This window comes from Thalassobium sp. R2A62 (assembly GCF_000161835.1).
Classification (GTDB): domain Bacteria; phylum Pseudomonadota; class Alphaproteobacteria; order Rhodobacterales; family Rhodobacteraceae; genus Thalassobium.
The window spans coordinates 1759626-1776913 of record NZ_GG697169.2 but is presented as its reverse complement, the minus strand read 5'-3'; the positions used below and the strand labels follow the sequence as shown (position 1 = coordinate 1776913).

The window sequence follows — 17288 nt, the reverse complement described above, 5'->3', positions numbered from 1 at the left end:
ACAGGTTACTCCGCAACCATTGGTTCAAAGATCGATGCGGGCAAATCATAGCCCCACATCTTGAAGCGTTCGGAAAAGTGCGACCGCACGCCAGTGGCCGTAAAGTGGCCGATGATCTTGTTTTCGGGTGTCAGGCCGACACGCTGATAGCGGAACACCTCTTGCATCGAGATGACGTCACCTTCCATGCCGGTGATTTCCGTGATCGAGGTCATGCGGCGTGAACCGTCCTGAAGACGGGAGGCCTGAACGATTAGGTTCACAGCAGATGAAATCTGGCTACGAACAGCCTTGAGCGGCATTTCGATACCGGCCATCGCAATCATGTTTTCCAGACGCGATACACCGTCACGCGCACTGTTGGCGTGGATCGTAGTCATTGATCCGTCGTGACCCGTGTTCATCGCCTGAAGCATGTCGATAACTTCTTCGCCACGCGTTTCACCAACGATGATCCGGTCCGGACGCATACGCAAAGCGTTCTTCAAACAATCGCGAGGTGAAACTTCGCCTTTGCCTTCGACGTTCGGTGGGCGGCTTTCCATCCGGCCAACGTGCGTCTGTTGCAGCTGAAGTTCCGCAGTATCCTCGATTGTCAGGATACGTTCGTTGTTGTCGATGAACGATGACAGAGCGTTGAGCGTTGTTGTTTTACCAGAACCCGTACCACCGGATACGATCACGTTCAGACGTGTCGCAACAGCAGCCTGCAAATAGGCGGCCATCTCTTCGGTAAACGCGCCAAAGTTCACCAGGTCATCAATGCTCAGCTTGTCCTTTTTGAACTTACGAATGGAAACAAGGCTGCCGTCTACCGCTACTGGGGGAACCATGGCGTTGAAACGTGAACCATCTGCCAAACGGGCGTCCACATAGGGATTGGATTCGTCAACACGACGACCCACGGCAGAGACGATTTTGTCGATGATCCTCAGCAGGTGCTTTTCGTCTTTGAATGTGACGTCTGTGAGTTCCAGCTTGCCTGAACGCTCAACAAAGATCTGCTGAGGCCCGTTGACCAGAATATCGTTGACGCTCTCGTCTTTCAGCAACGTCTCGAGCGGGCCAAGGCCGGTGACTTCGAAGAACAGGTCCTGGTGCAGAGCCGTGCGTTCTTCGCGGTTCAGGACAATGCCCATTTCCTCGAGGGATTCAGTCGCAATCGCCTGAATTTCCTGACGAAGTTCGTTTTCGGACGCATTCTCAAGAGCCGAGAGGTTGAGGTTGTCGAGCAGCGCTTTGTGCAGCTCGAGTTTAATGTCGCCCAGTCGCTCTTTGCGCTTTTTCTCTTTGTCCATCGGGGCCGCTTGGGCCGGAGCGCTCTCTGGCTTGACCTTCATCAACGATTGACGTTTTTTGTCTGGGGCAGGGGCGTCAGCAATTGCTTTGGCGGCAGCCACTTGTGCCGCTGTTGGGCCAGATGCCGCATCGGATTTTTTGTATTTTGAGAACATCGTTTAGCCCCTTAACTTCCCACAGCCGCATCGTCGTTCAGCTCGTGAACGGATTTGGCCAATTTGATGATTTCTTTACGTAGTGGGCTCTTGGCGAGACCGTGGGCCATCGCGAGACCATTGTCAGCGTTTTGCACTACAGCTTTGCCGCCGTCTGGCATGAGCAATTCGATCGAAATCCCGAGGCTTTCTGCCAAACGTTTGATCCGGCTCTTGCCGTTCAAATCGATAAACTTGGGCGCGCGGTTCAGGACAAAGCGGATTTTCTCGAACGGAAGATCCTCACTTTGTAACAACCGCTTGAGCCGCTGGGTGTTTTGCGCAGACCGCATTTCCAATTCGAGCGTCGCGAAATAGACATGTGCGGACTGCAGAACGGTTTCGGTCCATGCGACCACAGTCGACGGCATGTCGACGATCACATAGTCAAAGTTGCTTGCGGCGAACCCGATCAGTCGTTGGATGTCTTCTGGTTCAACCAGATCCAGTGGCAGCATATCGGACGGCGCCGTAAAGACATGAAGCTTTTCGTTATAGGCGAGAAGCGTCTGCATGAACGCATCGCTGTCCATGGATTCAGTGTCTGACAACAGTTCGTAGACCGCTTCGCGGCGGTCGAGATCGAGATAGGTCGAGACATTGCCGCACTGCAAATCAAAGTCGAGAATGCAAACGCGGGGTGTCTTGTCCTTTTCTACGGTCACCAGTTCCCATGCGAGGTTGATCGCAAGGGTCGTCGCGCCTGTACCACCAGCCATTCCATGCACCGCAAGAACGACGCCATTGCGGTCGTTCACAGCCTTAAGGTTCGACTGCATTTCGGCAGGAACCTCAGCAACGGGTGCCGGGGGCGGGGTTTGAATACGTTCAATCGCGGCCCCGAGTTCGTTCTCTGGCAGCGGGTATGGGATGAATTCATCCGCACCCATCCGCAGCAAACTGTGCAAGGCAGCTGGAGTTGTATCTTCGGCGATCAAGATGATCTTGATCCCTTTGTCTTTGGCGGTTGTGATGATATCGCCGATCAAAGTGAGGTGAGTTTCGTCCTCATCATTGATCGCAATCGCCACAAATTCTAAATGGGCCGCGTCGGCCTGTTCAAAGAACGGCAAGGCGTCGGCAAAGGATAGATCGCCCCAGCTCTCGCCAAGAACGCCCTCCATGTCTTCGATCAACAGATCAAAGTTTTGAACATCCCGCGAAATCGTGCATGCCACGATCGGTTGGGGTTCGGGTTGTAAAACTGCTGTGCTCGTCATTGCCTCACGTCCTTTATTGAAAAGGCGTCGGCAGAGTTTGTGTCAGCGAGGAACCGTCTGCTCGTGGTTCTCAGGCTGTGCCCTACCGAAGCCCCGCCCGATTCCCATCAGGCGAACCTATCCCTTTGGGTATGGTATGGCGTTGAACTAGGGCAGGAATGGGACGAAATTGCTTCGATTGTGCGGTATCTGTGCACACTCATACGCGAAACAGGTGGATCGTTTACTCTTCGCCACCTGCCGAATTCACCTTGGTTGCGGAAATAATCTGCGATGGGGCGGTGCCCGACGCGACATACCCACGGTGAATAATCTCGGCGTACTGGCCGTCGAGAACCGAAGGATGGCTGTCAACGAAACCAGAAACTTCGGTCACAGTGCGACGATTGCGACGCTCTTGACCATTTGTCTGAATAACAGGGCGTGTTTCGCCAAACGACGCAACAGCCTCGAGCCGCGAACGGCTGATGCCCTGGCTTGTCAGGTAAATAACGACGGCTTGCGCGCGGCGCAGACCCAACTGACGGTTATAAGCGGTGCCACCGACCAGATCGGTGTGACCGTAGACCTTGAACCGGACTTCTGGGAACTGACGGATCCAATCCGCCTGCTGCCGTAGAACGGCGCGGGCGTTTTCGTCTAAAGCATTGGAATTGAATGGGAAAGTCACTGATGGCGACACTTCCTGAGTAAAGCGACGGCCTAGATTGATGGTGTAGACGCGCTGACCCGACTGGATCAGCGTGTTGTTCATAGTCGAGTTGCCAAAATCACCATTATCAATGAATGACCCAGCCTCGCGACCCACAGATGCTGCTGCAGCACGGCGATCGCCGCCAGAGCAGGCGATCAACGCAATTGCTGTTGCTGAAAGAAGAACAAATTTCATGCTGCCCCGACCCATCATCGCTTAGTCCATTACATATCCATAAGACCCGCTAAAGTCTTGTTTTGCAACTTCTCCTGCAGCACCGGATTGCGGTGCATCAGAAGCGGCGACGCGACCGAAGAGGAATAGATCCCGTTCGGTGGGTGGACGAACACGGTCCGTCGGCAAAGCAAGTGCTTCACCGCGGGTCGGTGTGACCAGATGTGGTGTTACGATAATGACCAATTCAGATTGGCTGCGGTTGTATTCCGCACTGCGGAATAGGGCACCCAATACAGGGACATCGCCCAGCCACGGCACCTGACCGTTCAGGTCGGTAAAGTCATCTTGCAACAGACCTGCGATCGCAAAGCTTTCGCCGTCACGCATTTCAACGGTAGTTGACGTCTCACGCGTCCGGAAGGCAGCGATTGTAAAGTCACTGCCGACTTGGACACCATTTGTGGTGTCGATCGAGCTGACAGACGCCTTCAATGTCAAATTGATCAGGTCCTGATCAACAACAACGGGCAAGAACGTCAGTTCTACGCCGAAATCTTTGTATTCAACGGTTGTTGTGCCGCCCTCTTGGGCAACGGGCACTGGATATTCACCGCCGGCTAGGAAATGGGCCTCTTGCCCGCTAAGTGCGGTCAGGTTTGGCTCAGCCAAGGTGCGAACGACGCCCTTGCTTTCCAAAGCTTCCAAAAGAACGTTGAATTGAATGTCGCCCGCGTCGATGCCAAAGAATGCAGCGCCGGTTGCGTCTGTTGTGATGCCGCCTCCAGCCGCTTGAACACCATTGATGTTACCTGCTGCTGTCGAAAAGCCGGTGCCAAAGATATTCACCGAGGATGAAAGCGATTTGCGTACGCTGCGCTGCATTTCAGCGAAACGAACGCGCAACATAACCTGTTGGGTGCCGCCGACGCTCATCAAGTTTGACACACGATCCGGTGCATACCGTTCGGCGAGATCCAGAGCGCGCGTCAGGCGCGCAGAGCTGGAAACAACACCCGAGAGCACGATACCGTCGTTGGCTGTACGAACCTCGATGTTTTCACCGGGAAGAATTTGGGACAAACGCTCTTTGAACTCTGCGATGTCAGGTGTGACATGCACGTCGACGTTCGTGATCAAGCGACCATCTGGCCCCAGCAGGGTCAAAGTGGTGCGACCAGGCAATTTTCCCAGAACATAAATCGTTCGATCTGAGAGGGTAGAGATGTCGGCGATGCCAGGGTTGGCGATGCTCAGCTCCGCAAAAGGAACGTCGCTTTCTACCACAACCGCGCGGTTCATCGGGACATTCAGTGCGCTGGACGGTGCCCCACGCATAACCCGTAGCGTTTCTGCAGACACAGCTGCTGGAACGCTAGATGTTGCAACAAACAACCCCATAAGGGCTGCTTTCATAAACCTATCATATGTCATGTGACCTGCCTCTGTGATCACGCCCGAGTGGATCTTTTTGCCCACGATCATTTTTCAACATGCGCCATTTTATTTTTTATTGCAAGAATCAATGGATTGAGCGTCGCTGTTTATGTGGATAACTCGCAACAGGGCCGAAATGGAAAAGGCCGCTCTGCATAACAGAACGACCTTTGGCTGTGTTTGGAGCCAACGTTTAGTTGGTGCAAGGGATCGGAATTTCGATCACTTCTGCGCCCTTGCGTGTGCGGATTGTGCAGACGCGCTGTTCTTGGGCTTGAACCACTTCTTCTTCTTCAATGCCCAGCAATTCTTGGGTGTCGATCTCGACTATTCCAACATCAGTGTTGTCACCATAGCCGACCAGCGCAAGCGACAGATTGCCGGTAGCCTGTGCTTGGGCAAGGGCGGCAACTTCGACTTGGCTGACTTCTACTGTCACGGTGCGTGCAATGCGCGCCTCGGACTGGTTTCCATCGGCCGATTGGTCAATTGCGATGATTTTGACGCTGCTTTGGATCAAGCGTGTCAGATCCTGACGGCGCTGACCGACATTCGCAACACCGGACCAATAGACGTCGACACGGTCGCCGGGACGGACAAAACCCGACACCCCAGAAGAGACGTCAACGCGGATTGCAAAGGCACGCATGCCTTGGGCCAGACGTTGGGTCAAACCGGCATCTTCCCCAGGGCTGGTGACTTTGACGGGCAAAATAACTTCGTTCGGCTCGATTGGTCGCAGGACAACCCGCAGTTTTTCGTCACCGTTTGGGAACAGCTCTTCAATGGTGCGGAATGCGCCGGGGGGAAGAGATGCTTCGGGATATCTAATGTGGTGAACATCTTCGATGGTCAGCATCTGCCCGTAGACGAGCGGATTCTTGGCCGCAAAGATATCTACCGTGGGTACCATGGCCGCGCGAGCGGCCTCGGCTTGGGCCAGCCGCAGCTGGTTATCCGAAATGTATCCTTTGGCCATGTAGACAGCAAAACCTGCCAACGCTACGCCAAGGACAAGAACAAGTCCAAACACCGCTCTCATTTTAAGTTCCTTTCGCCTCATTTGCGTGGGGCCACTTTGGGCACCAGTTGTTGACCTGCATTAAAAATGTGGCCCTAAAATGGCGTTCAAACGTCCAAGTTGTGATCTCGGATCTAGTTTGATGCCAAGTTGTTTAGTATGTTTTGACGTCTTGCGCGCTGAGATAAGCACCGACGCCAGCCGAGTGATCCAATGCGCCACCTGCGATGACAGCAATCACTGCCAGACCAAGTCCAATAATGGCTGCTGTCAAAACAACCCAATCAACGGTGACTGCACCGTCTTCCTGGGTGACAAAGTTCAAAATAAAATTGCGCATTTCTGCGTCTCCTTTGAGTGTACCGCCCTATCCAAACGACTAGTGATCCTACCCATTCACCATGCCCATGGTTTGTGTCGAAAAACGGGTTGATCTGTGGTCAATTTTTGTGGTTTTCAATTTATCACCAAGGTGATTGGGGTCGCGTTCATAAGAGCAAACGCTGCGGCAATTACGGCGACGACGCCTGTGCCAAAAACAATCCAGTCTAGTGTAATAATTGGTGCTTTCTTTCGAGCAGAGTTGGGTATCTCGATAATCATTTATTTCTCCATCATTCCCGCCATAGAATTGGCGATTGAATGTGGTCAGATTGCGAAATGACAATGGTTTGATCGCGATAGAGAAGTGCGGTTGCAAAACGACAAAAGGCCGCGCTTTTTGCAAGCGCGGCCCTCTGCTTAAAATCGAAATATCTTAGTAAGTTGCAACAGTCATTGTTGCGAGCTCGCCAGAGATCTTGTCAGCCAGCGAAGTTGTGCCGCCGGATACAGATGTCAGAACGGCGATGCCGAGGCCAACGATGGCCGCTGTCAAAACAACCCAGTCTACTGTGACTGCGCCGTCTTCGTCGTTCTTGAAGTTTTTGATAAAGTTAAGCATTGGAATTCTCCGTAGTGATGTGACCCGTATTAGGTCGAAAAGTACGACCCGGATCGGGTCAAATCAAAGGGCAACGATTAATAAGTTGCGACTGTCATTGTTGCGAGCTCGCCCGAGATCTTGTCAGCCAGCGAAGTTGTGCCGCCGGATACAGATGTCAGAACTGCGATGCCCAGGCCAACGATGGCTGCTGTCAAAACAACCCAGTCAACTGTTACTGCACCGTCTTCGTCGTTCTTAAAGTTCTTGATAAAGTTAAGCATTTGATGTCCCTCCAAAGGATGTTCGCTCAGATTGTTACTACCTTGTCGGATCATTGCGGACCGGCCTCTTATTGGCCCGCTCCCCGTCTTGGATGAACATGTTATTGCGTCGGATTGGGGCGAGACTTGGGCGGCATTCGTGCAATTTTCGAGCAACTCTTAAAAATGAATGAAATTCCTATAAGTCACTGAATATAAACAATATAAAAAGTAACTTCTTCTTAAACTATTTGAGCTTCGTACTGGAATGGGGCTTAATCCGAGGTCTCAATTGCAGATTTTTTCCAAAATGCTGGAGTTAGTCCCTTCAATTTGCGATAGTGCCTAAAACAATAATCGGGGCAGGGCAGTCTCGGCCATGAATTGGCGGTATCCATATATAACAGTGCTGGCTCTTGGGGTCGGCTTGGCGTCTTTTGACGCTTTTCCAGTTATGGCCCAGCAAGATTTTACGTTTCGTCGAGTAACACCGCCGAAATCTGGAGTGACTCGCCGCATCACCGTACAGGTCTCGCCTTCCGCACCGTCTAGCCCGGCTGCACCATCACGAGCTGGATCTTCGTCTAGTCGGTCTAGTGGGGCGTCTGCTGCGGCACCTGCAGCTCAGGCGCCTGCCGAATTGGCATGGTTCTGGGACGGTGTGTCGCCAGAAATTGATCAGAGCGGGCCGGGTAGTCTGCAACAGGCTATCGACTATATCTCTGCGGCACCTGGCGGCAAAACTGTCCCGACGCCGCGACTACAAACGATGCAGGACATCGCAAAAGCGCACGGCATCGATATTCTAAAGGAAACGATCGGCACGCGCGTTTCTCCGGCTTTGGTTCTATCTGTCATCGCCATCGAGAGCGCGGGGCGGGCCGAAGTTACCAGTAGTGCCGGCGCCCAAGGTCTGATGCAGCTGATGCCAGCCACAGCCGAGCGTTTTGGTGTGACCAACCGCGCCGATCCCTCCGAAAACATCAAAGGTGGCGTCGCGTATCTTGATTGGTTGATGCAAGAGTTCAGCAACGATGTGGTCATGGTCCTTGCCTCGTACAACGCTGGTGAAAACGCTGTGAAACGCAACGAAGGCGTGCCCCCTTATAAAGAGGCCCGAAATTACGTGCCCAAGGTGCTCGCGGCTTGGATCGTGGCCCGGGGGCTTTGCGTGACCCCACCTGAAGTGGCCACCGATGGCTGCGTCTTTGCTGTAAACGGAGGATAGCGTGTCTGATAACCGACCGCTGGTGCTGGATGTCGATGGCACCTTTCTAAAGACCGACATGTTGTTTGAATGTTTTTGGGCTGGTCTCGGACGTGATCCGATCGCGACCCTGAAAACGGTAGCACAGAATTTCCGCCAACCTGCAGTTCTAAAATCAAAGTTGGCAGAGATTGCTGAGATCCGCACTGATCTGTTGCCGGTGAATGAAGATGTCAAAGCACTGGCGGAAACGGCCAAGGCAGATGGCCGTGACGTGGTGCTCGCCAGTGCCTCTGATATTAGCCAAGTCTCGCGACTGGCAGCGGATCACGGTCTCAGTGACCGCGTTTTTGCGTCGACGCCTGAGAAAAACCTCAAAGGTGCTGCCAAAGCGGGGGCATTGAACGACGCCTACGGTCAAGGCGGGTATGACTATGCCGGTAACGAGCCGACAGACATGCCTATCTGGACGGATTCCGCGATGCCCGTTGTTGTTGGAGATGCCGGTTCGGCCTCTAAACTAAAGGGGCAGGGGCGCGAGTTGGTTGAAATCGATGCCGGCTGGACACCCCGAGATCTCATTCGGGCATTGCGCCCACATCAATACGTCAAGAACGTGCTCCTGTTCCTTCCCGTTCTGGCCGCCCATGACTTTACTATGAGCACATTGCTCTTGGTTCTGTTGGGCATCGTTGCTTTTTCGGCTGCGGCCTCGACGATCTATATCGTCAACGACCTGCTGGACCTCGAAGCTGACCGTCTGCATCCAACAAAATGCCGACGACCCTTTGCCAGTGGCGCTGTGCCAATCGTCGTTGGAATGATCACCTGCGCGGTTCTTGCGGTTATCGCGCTAGGGCTCGGCGCATTGTTAGGTGGTCCTTTTTTGGGTGTCATTATAGTGTATATGACATTGTCTCTGGCCTATTCGCTCAAACTTAAACGGATGCGCTGGGTCGATATCGCCTGCCTCGCCTCGCTTTATACCCTGCGCGTGGTTGCAGGGGCGGCGGCCAGCGGTGTAGAGGCGTCGGTCTTTATGCTGGTCTTTATCTTTCCGGTCTTTATCGCGCTGGGTTGTGTCAAACGTCTGACCGAACTGACGTTGGCGACCTCGGACGAACGTCTGCCTGGCCGCGGATATGGCCGCACAGACCGCAGCGATCTGTTGAATGTTGCAGGCATCGGAACCTTTGGCGCGCTGCTGATGTTCTTTCTCTACAGCTTTAGCGAACAATCACAGGCGCTCTATCCATCGCGCTGGTTGTTGTGGGTCGCGCTTGTCCCACTGGCGATTTGGCTGATCCGAATGGTCAAGTTGGGCTACGAAGGCAAGCAGGATTACGATCCGATTGTTTTTGCGATGAAGGACAAGATGGGCGTGGGGATCATTCTGATGACCCTGTCTTTGATGTTCTACGCGGCAGGCCTTTGGCAACAATGGTTTGGGTTCTGAACAAAATGAAAGGGCCGCCAGATGAAATCATCGGCGGCCCTTTTTTCTTGATGTCTTGAATGTCAGATCGACAGTTTCTTGAAGATGGGTTCGGGCACTGAGCGGATCACAAACATCACAAGTCGCCAAATCCCAGCGGTGTAGATCACGTTACGCTTTTTGCGCAGACCTTTGAGGATATCGGCTACTGCCCCATCCGGTGTGGTCATGAACGGCATCGAATCCAATCCCCATGTCATCGCAGTATCCACCGGACCCGGTTTCACTGTCATGACATGTACGCCTTCACGGCCTAAACGGTTGCGAAGCCCGCTGAGGTACGTCGCAAAACCTGCCTTGGCCGCGCCGTAGACATAGTTGCCGAGACGACCGCGGTCGCCAGCGACAGAACCGACACCAACGACAGCACCGCCGCCGCGCTCTTCCATCATAGGGGCGAGACGCTGGAGGAAATTGGCCGGACCGGTAAAGCTGTCTGTGACAACACCCGCTATCATTGACGGGTCTGAGTCGATTTCAGATTGGTCGGGCATAGAACCGACAAAGACAGTGGCGTTAAGCATGCCAGCCTGTCCTCCAACAAAATCAAGGATCGCATCAAAGCTGGTCGTGTCCCGCGCATCAAAAGCCATCGATTTGGCATAGGCCGCGCCACGTGCGAGGCAGTCTGCCTCTGTCGCGGCCAGATCGGCCATGTCACGCCCTGCGAGGACGACCCCTGCGCCAGTCGCTGAAATCTCTCGTGCAAAGGCGCGCGCGATCGAGGACGTTGCCCCGAGAATAATCCAAGTATCGCTCATTATACGTCCCTCAAGTTCAGTCGGCGGATCAGGTCAGTGGTCAAGACACCCTCGGGGTCTGCTTTTGCCACAGCCTTTTGCCAGTCTTTTAATTCTGGATACATCGCGTGCATCCGCTTGGGCTTGGCCAACGCATCTTTAGCTAGATACAGCCGTCCGCCTGCGTCTTCGGTCATTTCTTCGAGCCGGCCGATCAAATGGCGTGCGGCTGCGCGATTGGGGAAATCGATGGCCAGCGTGTAGCCTTCCATTGGGAAAGACATATGTCCTGCGCGTCCCGAGCCCATCCGTTTGAGAACCGCAAGAGGTGAGGCCAATCCGCTGTCTGCGATCAACTCCAACATATCGCGCAGAGCATCCGCGCTGGCGATCGGTACGACGCACTGGAATTGGTGAAAGCCACGTTTGCCATAGAGCTTGTTCCAATCGTGGATTTTATCCAGCGGGAAGAAGAACTCGGAAATTGGTTTGACCGACGTGCGACCAGATGACGGCACGCGGTTATAGTAGGCTTTGTTGAACATCCGCACGATTGGCTTGGATAGCGCAAAGTGCGGGGCGTTGAATGGGACTGTCTTAGATTTCTTGGGCGCCGGGATTAGACCTGCGCCTGTTTCGGCCTCTTCAAGAATCCCGCGCCCTAGGTCGTTGCTGCGCGCGGTCGCGTCGATCCAACCTACCGAATAGGATGCCTCTGATGCGTCGAGCAGGGCGATAAATTCGTCCCAACCTTCGGCGCGCCGTTCCGTCACCATTATAACGTCGCCCTTGCAGGCGAGCATTTGCAGCTTGGCCGCGGCGATAATGCCTGTCTGACCTAGACCGCCAACTGTTGCTTTAAACAACGCGGTGTCTTTGGGTGTGACTTTGCGTGTTTTGCCATTTTGGATCAGCGTGATTTCAAGGACATGCTCGCCAAATGATCCGGCCTCGTGGTGGTTTTTGCCGTGTACGTCCATCGCAATGCAGCCGCCAATCGTGGCAAAGCCAGTGCCGGGCATGACCGCAGGCAACCACCCTTTGTTGCCAAACAGGCGGGCCAAATCGCCAACAGCAAGTCCGGCCTCAACCTCAACAATGCCGGTTGCGTCGTCATAGGACATCACGCGATCCAGTCGCGTCATATCGACAACCTTGCCGCCATCGTTAAGGCAGGCGTCGCCATAGCTGCGTTTGTTGCCCACGGCAGGGGCCAGTTTGCTGGCCTCTGCCAGGGCCGCTTTGCGTTCGGGGCGTGCCACATCGCCTGTCGCGATCAAAGCCCGGCCCCAGCCAGTGTATGTCATTGGATTCCAGCGCATGTCAGTCCTTTGAATGCGAATGAGTGAGAGAAAGCCGCTCAGCCATTGGGAAAACGGCGAGCCCTAGTAGAATTGCAAACCATAGCGTCGTGATGCGGATCACGGCCGTTGCAGGAAGAGAAACCTCAAGAGGGATACCTTCTAGACTAAGCAGAGCTACCATAGCGGCTTCGGCCCCACCAACGCCGCCCGGTGCACCTGTCAGGCCGCCAGCAACAGTCGAAAAGATGAAGATTGCCATGGCCATCCACAACCCGATGTCTGCGCCCATCCAAACAAGCAAGAGATGAAAGGCGTAACCCTCGGCGAACCAACCAATCATGCCGAGCGCAAAGGCTGGCAACAATACGGATGGTTTTGAAAAAATACCCAGTGCCGACACCGCGCGCCGGATGCGCACCATGAGGCGGGGAAATAGGCCTGTTAGCGAATAGGCGATCTCGACCAAACTCTCTAGCAACGCAGGACGTGTCGCGACGAACGCGGCTGTCAGAGCAAGGATTGCAACTGGTATACCATAGGCAATACCGCCAGCGCCGAGCGTGACGCCCATCGCCAATAGCACAGCCATTGCAGCAAGATCAGACGCGCGATCAACGAGGACCAGTGGCGCTGTGCGCACAAAAGCCCACCCTGTCTCGCGCTCGATCCAACGCATGCGGATGAGTTCGCCGACCCGCCCCGGTGTAACGGACATCGCAAATCCACCGATGAAATGCCGCACTGATTGCACCCATGTCGTGTTCAGTCCCAGATGATGAGAGAACAGGTGCCAACGACCAGCGCGAAATAGATAATTCACCAAAGACAGCATGAGAAGGATACTGATTTGCCCCCAACCCAGCTTGGCCAGTTGGATTTTAGTTTCTTCCCAGCCGGTTGCGGCGGCCAAACCAACTAGGCCTGCCAATACAAAACCAAACAGGACAACCAACACGATTACATCGCGTTTGCGCCGGGATTCAGCGGGGCGTTCGGGTGCCATAGGCATGGTATCTACACTGCTCATTGTCATTCGTTGACGGTTTAGAGACAGAATAGGGCAATTTTATGAAGCTGTTTCTAAAATCGAAACATTAGCAAAAGTGCTTTTTTGGGTGCTGTGTCTCAAATCGACGAAAGGCGTTGGCCCTAAATATAAAAGGCCAACGCGAAGCTGTGCTAGACGATTGTACCGGTCGTAGCGGCGCGTAATTCGTCTTCTGAGACACCGTCGGCGGTCTCGACGATCTTTAAACCACCCTCAACAACGTCCAAGACGCCTAGGTTGGTGATGATGCGGTCTACGACACCCTTACCCGTCAGCGGGAGAGTGCATTCGGGCAGAACTTTGCTGTCGCCATGTTTGTTGGTGTGGTCCATCACGACAATCACGCGGCCAACGCCTGCGACAAGGTCCATCGCGCCGCCCATGCCTTTGACCAGCTTTCCGGGGATCATCCAGTTGGCCAGATCTCCGTTTTCAGCAACCTCCATCGCGCCCAGAATTGCGGCAGCGATTTTCCCACCGCGGATCATGCCAAAGCTGGTCGCGCTGTCGAAATAGGCCGTACGGTCCAATTCGGTGATCGTTTGCTTGCCTGCGTTGATCAGGTCGGCATCGATAGCGTCTTCTGTTGGGAAAGGGCCCATGCCCAGCATTCCGTTTTCGGATTGCAGGGTAATATCTTTGTCGCCAACGTAATTTGCCACCAACGTTGGAATGCCAATGCCAAGGTTTACGTATGTGCCGTCTTCAAGCTCTTGGGCAGCGCGTGCTGCCATTTGATTGCGATCCCACATGGATTAGGCCTCCCGCACTGTGCGTTGTTCGATGCGTTTTTCGTGATCACCTTGGATGATCCGGTGCACGTAAATGCCAGGCAAGTGGATCGCGTCGGGAGCTAGGCTCCCTGTTGGGACGATCTCTTCGACTTCAACCACACAAACCTTGCCGCACATAGCGGCTGGGGGATTGAAGTTGCGCGCTGTCTTGCGGAACACCAGATTGCCGGTTTCATCCGCTTTCCAAGCTTTGATGATCGACAGGTCAGCAAAGATACCATTTTCCAAGATGTAGGTTTCAGGTCCACCGTTCGGGCCGGTTGGAAAGTCTTTGTGTTCTTTGCCATCGGCAATCACGGTTCCAACACCTGTCTTTGTATAAAAGCCGGGGATGCCGCATCCGCCAGACCGCATACGTTCGGCCAGTGTACCCTGTGGATTGAATTCCAATTCAAGTTCGCCAGCCAAATACTGGCGCATGAATTCTGCGTTTTCTCCGACGTAGCTGCTGATCATCTTTTTGACCTGTCGCGTCTGCAACAGGATGCCAATGCCAAACTCGTCGACGCCCGCGTTGTTTGACGCAAAGGTCAGATCTTTGGCACCGTCTTCTTTGATCGCGGCGAGCAAGAGCTCGGGGATGCCGCACAAGCCAAAGCCGCCGGCGGCGATAAACATGCCGTCATGCAACAAGCCGTCTAAGGCCTCGGTCGCAGAACCGTAAATCTTCTTCATCAAGGTCTCTCCTGCTGGACGTTGCGGCAGTTGTCGCAATCACCTAGACGAGAGTCAATAAAATGCTGCGTTGCGGCAGTCATTTTTGCAACCGGTTGCAATTCGGAGGTGGTGCCGTTCTATTCCAGAACGTCACCGCCCGTTTCTGTAGCCTTTTTCTTAGGCGCAACTGTCTTCTTTGCAGCAGGTTTTTTCTTGGCTGCTGCTTTCTTTTTCGGAACAGCCTTTTTCTTGGCCGCAGGCTTCTTCTTGCCTGACTTGGCGGCCCGTTCATTGATCAACTCAACGGCCATTTCCATCGTAACAGCATCGGCTTCGGTCTCTTTGGGAACTGTCGCGTTGATCTTTTCCCATTTGACGTAAATGCCGTATTTGCCGTCCATAATATTGACAGGCCCACCCGCCTCTGGGTGTTCACCCAGTTCGCGGATTGGTTTCGCAGCAGCACCACGTCCACCACGGGACGCAACTTTTTCGGCGAGCAATTGAACAGCGCGGTTCATACCGACCGTCCAAACGTCCTCGAGCGTTTCAAGGTTGGCGTTTGTGCCGCCCTTGTGAGACGTGCTCTCGGCATGTTTCAGATAGGGGCCATAGCGTCCGATGTTGGCCCAAACAGTTACGCCATCCTCGGGGTGTGGGCCCAATTCACGTGGCAAGGCCAGCAACTTGACGGCTGTCTCTAGCGTCACGTCCTCTGGTGCCCAATCAGCAGGCACAGACTGGCGTGGCGGCTTTTTGTTGTCTTCTGTTACCTCGCCGCGCTGGGCGTAGGGTCCAAAACGACCTTTGTGGATCCAAATCTTGTCGCCCGCATCTTCACCCAGAATTTTACCTTCTGGTGGGATCGCGCTCTCTGGTTCTGTGCCAGGAGGGCCAAAGGCCCGCGTATAGCGACAGTCGGGATAACGCGAGCAGCCGATAAAGGCGCCGCCCGACCGCGCAGTACGCATGGACAAACGGCCTTCGTTACAATTCGGGCAAAGACGTGGATCGCTGCCGTCTTCCGTAGGTGGGAAAAGATGCGGCTCGAGAACCTCGTTGATCTTCTCCAACACTTCGGTGATGCGCAGCTCGGACGTTTCACCAATGGCCGCGGAAAAATCGCGCCAGAAACGACCAAGCACATCTTTGTAGTCGGCCTCACCGGCACTAACGTCGTCGAGCTGACCCTCTAGATCTGCGGTAAAGCCATATCCGATGTATTTGCGGAAATAGTTCTCAAGAAACGCGGTAACAAGCCGGCCCTTGTCCTCTGGGATCAGGCGGTTTTTCTCTTTGCGGACGTATTCGCGGTCCTGAATTGTTGTGACGATCGACGCATAGGTGGACGGGCGTCCGATCCCGAGCTCTTCCATACGTTTGACCAGCGTGGCCTCGGTATAGCGGGGCGGGGGTTGCGTGAAGTGTTGTTCAGGCATGATCGACTTTTTGTCGACGCTTTCGCCTTGGGACAATTGCGGCAACCGCTTGTCGTCATCGTCGACGACCGCATCATCGCGACCTTCTTCGTAGACTCTAAGGAAACCGTCGAACAACATGACTTGGCCAGTTGCACGCAAAACGACCTGACCATCGGCGCTGCCGATTTCGGCTGTGGTGCGTTCAAGCCGTGCTGCAGCCATTTGGCTCGAGATTGTCCGTTTGTAGATCAGATCATAGAGCTTGCGTTGATCTGCATCTGAAATCTTGGCGCTCTCAGTGTCTTTGGCGAGATCCGTCGGACGAATGCACTCGTGCGCCTCTTGGGCATTTTTGGCCTTGTTTTTATACAGCCGCGGGCTGTCTGGCACGTAATCCTTGCCAAACTTATTGGTGATCGCGTCGCGGGCGGCATGAACGGCTTCTGGTGCCATGTCGATGCCGTCGGTCCGCATGTATGTAATGTGACCCGCCTCATATAGGCGCTGAGCGGTGCTCATCGTTTGACGCGCACCCATGCCAAATTTGCGGCTCGCCTCTTGTTGGAGGGTCGACGTCATAAATGGCGCAGATGGATTGCGGGTCGCAGGTTTGGCCTCAACTGACGTGACTGTCATGTCGCGCGAATGAATTGCTTGGACGGCGAGCTCGGCGGCTGTTTCGTTCTGGAGATCAAATTTGTCGAGCTTCTTGCCCCCTAACACGGTGAGGCGCGCTTCAAAATCTTGGCCGCGCGCGGACCCAAGTGCAGCTTTGACCGACCAGTATTCCACATTGCGGAAAGCTTCGATCTCCATCTCGCGTTCGACCAAAATGCGCAGTGTGACAGACTGAACCCGTCCAGCGGATTTGGCCCCAGGCAGCTTGCGCCACAACACCGGCGATAGGTTGAACCCAACGAGATAATCGAGCGCGCGGCGCGCGAGATATGCGTCGACCAACGGCTGGTCGACAGCGCGCGGGTTTTTCATGGCTTCGGTCACCGCAGATTTGGTGATTGCGTTAAAGACAACTCGGCTAACCGGGGTGTCTTTTTTGATCGACTTGCGCAGCGTCAACGCCTCTTGGAGGTGCCAGCTGATTGCTTCCCCTTCACGGTCAGGGTCGGTTGCGAGGATCAGTTCGTTGTCTTCTTTTAGGGCGTCCGCAATCGCTTTGACGTGCTTTTTGCTGTCGCTTGCGATCTCCCATTTCATGTCGAAATCGGCATCAGTGTCCACCGAACCATCTTTGGGCGGCAGGTCACGGACGTGTCCGTACGACGCGAGGACAGTATAGTCCGAGCCCAAATATTGGTTAATTGTCTTGGCCTTAGCGGGCGATTCGACAACAACAACTGGCATGGAATTCCTCTCGGTTCGAAACAGGTCTGGGTGTCG

At 54.3% G+C, this 17288-nt stretch carries 16 protein-coding genes; 2 read left to right on the top strand and 14 right to left on the bottom strand.

Annotated elements, in window-relative coordinates:
- Positions 1-5 precede the first annotated feature (5 nt).
- The 8 genes from TR2A62_RS08825 to TR2A62_RS08785 all read right to left on the bottom strand — a co-directional run bounded on the left by TR2A62_RS08825 (position 6) and on the right by TR2A62_RS08785 (position 7245).
- Entirely contained in the window at positions 6-1454 is a 1449-nt protein-coding gene (locus tag TR2A62_RS08825) for a CpaF family protein (RefSeq protein ID WP_009157481.1), read from the bottom strand.
- A gap of 11 nt (positions 1455-1465) precedes the next feature.
- The gene (locus tag TR2A62_RS08820) at positions 1466-2713 is read right to left on the bottom strand and encodes an AAA family ATPase (RefSeq protein ID WP_009160137.1); all 1248 of its coding nucleotides are present in this window, start codon (positions 2711-2713) and stop codon (positions 1466-1468) included.
- Between the two features lie 223 nt (positions 2714-2936).
- A complete protein-coding gene (locus tag TR2A62_RS08815; RefSeq protein ID WP_040821345.1) occupies positions 2937-3602 on the bottom strand; it encodes an OmpA family protein in 666 nt (221 codons plus the stop codon).
- Between the two features lie 21 nt (positions 3603-3623).
- Positions 3624-5015, bottom strand: coding sequence for a type II and III secretion system protein family protein (locus TR2A62_RS08810; protein WP_040821343.1), 1392 nt, complete (start codon positions 5013-5015; stop codon positions 3624-3626).
- 196 nt (positions 5016-5211) lie between these two features.
- Positions 5212-6060 (bottom strand): Flp pilus assembly protein CpaB, encoded by an 849-nt coding sequence (gene cpaB, locus TR2A62_RS08805; RefSeq protein WP_009158826.1) that lies wholly within the window; start codon positions 6058-6060, stop codon positions 5212-5214.
- Positions 6061-6193: 133 nt separating this feature from the next.
- Positions 6194-6379 (bottom strand): hypothetical protein, encoded by a 186-nt coding sequence (locus TR2A62_RS08800; protein ID WP_009157310.1) that lies wholly within the window; start codon positions 6377-6379, stop codon positions 6194-6196.
- Positions 6380-6796: 417 nt separating this feature from the next.
- Positions 6797-6982: a Flp family type IVb pilin gene (locus tag TR2A62_RS08790; protein WP_009159270.1), complete on the bottom strand. Its 186-nt coding sequence runs from the start codon at positions 6980-6982 to the stop codon at positions 6797-6799.
- Positions 6983-7059: 77 nt separating this feature from the next.
- Positions 7060-7245 (bottom strand): Flp family type IVb pilin, encoded by a 186-nt coding sequence (locus tag TR2A62_RS08785; protein ID WP_009159270.1) that lies wholly within the window; start codon positions 7243-7245, stop codon positions 7060-7062.
- 433 nt (positions 7246-7678) lie between these two features.
- Between TR2A62_RS08785 and TR2A62_RS08780 the strand changes: the two genes are divergently transcribed.
- On the top strand, positions 7679-8452 hold the full coding sequence (locus tag TR2A62_RS08780; protein ID WP_083791109.1) for a lytic transglycosylase domain-containing protein: 774 nt from the start codon (positions 7679-7681) through the stop codon (positions 8450-8452).
- Position 8453: 1 nt separating this feature from the next.
- Positions 8454-9887, top strand: a complete 1434-nt coding sequence (locus TR2A62_RS08775) for a UbiA family prenyltransferase (RefSeq protein WP_009157716.1) — start codon at positions 8454-8456, stop codon at positions 9885-9887.
- 62 nt (positions 9888-9949) lie between these two features.
- Here TR2A62_RS08775 and TR2A62_RS08770 read toward each other — a convergent pair whose 3' ends face one another.
- The 6 genes from TR2A62_RS08770 to topA form a co-directional block, all read right to left on the bottom strand.
- The gene (locus TR2A62_RS08770; RefSeq protein ID WP_009157315.1) at positions 9950-10687 is read right to left on the bottom strand and encodes an SDR family NAD(P)-dependent oxidoreductase; all 738 of its coding nucleotides are present in this window, start codon (positions 10685-10687) and stop codon (positions 9950-9952) included.
- Positions 10687-11988, bottom strand: a complete 1302-nt coding sequence (locus TR2A62_RS08765; RefSeq protein ID WP_009160214.1) for an FAD-binding oxidoreductase — start codon at positions 11986-11988, stop codon at positions 10687-10689. The genes TR2A62_RS08770 and TR2A62_RS08765 overlap by 1 nt, the downstream gene beginning before the upstream one ends.
- 1 nt (position 11989) lies before the next feature.
- Positions 11990-12997, bottom strand: a complete 1008-nt coding sequence (locus TR2A62_RS08760) for a lysylphosphatidylglycerol synthase transmembrane domain-containing protein (protein WP_009158887.1) — start codon at positions 12995-12997, stop codon at positions 11990-11992.
- Positions 12998-13149: 152 nt separating this feature from the next.
- The gene (locus TR2A62_RS08755) at positions 13150-13770 is read right to left on the bottom strand and encodes a 3-oxoacid CoA-transferase subunit B (RefSeq protein ID WP_009158096.1); all 621 of its coding nucleotides are present in this window, start codon (positions 13768-13770) and stop codon (positions 13150-13152) included.
- 3 nt (positions 13771-13773) lie between these two features.
- A complete protein-coding gene (locus TR2A62_RS08750; protein ID WP_009159575.1) occupies positions 13774-14487 on the bottom strand; it encodes a CoA transferase subunit A in 714 nt (237 codons plus the stop codon).
- Positions 14488-14606: 119 nt separating this feature from the next.
- Positions 14607-17252 (bottom strand): type I DNA topoisomerase, encoded by a 2646-nt coding sequence (topA, locus tag TR2A62_RS08745; RefSeq protein WP_009157827.1) that lies wholly within the window; start codon positions 17250-17252, stop codon positions 14607-14609.
- Positions 17253-17288 lie beyond the last annotated feature (36 nt).

What these genes read in the sequence shown, in the direction of transcription:
- TR2A62_RS08825 (WP_009157481.1), bottom strand. Translation starts at nt 1,454, where the DNA reads ATGTTCTCAAAATACAAAAAATCCGATGCGGCATCTGGCCCAACAGCG.
- TR2A62_RS08820 (WP_009160137.1), bottom strand. Translation starts at nt 2,713, where the DNA reads ATGACGAGCACAGCAGTTTTACAACCCGAACCCCAACCGATCGTGGCA.
- TR2A62_RS08815 (WP_040821345.1), bottom strand. Translation starts at nt 3,602, where the DNA reads ATGAAATTTGTTCTTCTTTCAGCAACAGCAATTGCGTTGATCGCCTGC.
- TR2A62_RS08810 (WP_040821343.1), bottom strand. Translation starts at nt 5,015, where the DNA reads ATGACATATGATAGGTTTATGAAAGCAGCCCTTATGGGGTTGTTTGTT.
- cpaB (WP_009158826.1), bottom strand. Translation starts at nt 6,060, where the DNA reads ATGAGAGCGGTGTTTGGACTTGTTCTTGTCCTTGGCGTAGCGTTGGCA.
- TR2A62_RS08800 (WP_009157310.1), bottom strand. Translation starts at nt 6,379, where the DNA reads ATGCGCAATTTTATTTTGAACTTTGTCACCCAGGAAGACGGTGCAGTC.
- TR2A62_RS08790 (WP_009159270.1), bottom strand. Translation starts at nt 6,982, where the DNA reads ATGCTTAACTTTATCAAAAACTTCAAGAACGACGAAGACGGCGCAGTC.
- TR2A62_RS08785 (WP_009159270.1), bottom strand. Translation starts at nt 7,245, where the DNA reads ATGCTTAACTTTATCAAGAACTTTAAGAACGACGAAGACGGTGCAGTA.
- TR2A62_RS08780 (WP_083791109.1), top strand. Translation starts at nt 7,679, where the DNA reads ATGGCCCAGCAAGATTTTACGTTTCGTCGAGTAACACCGCCGAAATCT.
- TR2A62_RS08770 (WP_009157315.1), bottom strand. Translation starts at nt 10,687, where the DNA reads ATGAGCGATACTTGGATTATTCTCGGGGCAACGTCCTCGATCGCGCGC.
- TR2A62_RS08765 (WP_009160214.1), bottom strand. Translation starts at nt 11,988, where the DNA reads ATGCGCTGGAATCCAATGACATACACTGGCTGGGGCCGGGCTTTGATC.
- TR2A62_RS08760 (WP_009158887.1), bottom strand. Translation starts at nt 12,997, where the DNA reads ATGAGCAGTGTAGATACCATGCCTATGGCACCCGAACGCCCCGCTGAA.
- TR2A62_RS08755 (WP_009158096.1), bottom strand. Translation starts at nt 13,770, where the DNA reads ATGTGGGATCGCAATCAAATGGCAGCACGCGCTGCCCAAGAGCTTGAA.
- TR2A62_RS08750 (WP_009159575.1), bottom strand. Translation starts at nt 14,487, where the DNA reads ATGAAGAAGATTTACGGTTCTGCGACCGAGGCCTTAGACGGCTTGTTG.
- topA (WP_009157827.1), bottom strand. Translation starts at nt 17,252, where the DNA reads ATGCCAGTTGTTGTTGTCGAATCGCCCGCTAAGGCCAAGACAATTAAC.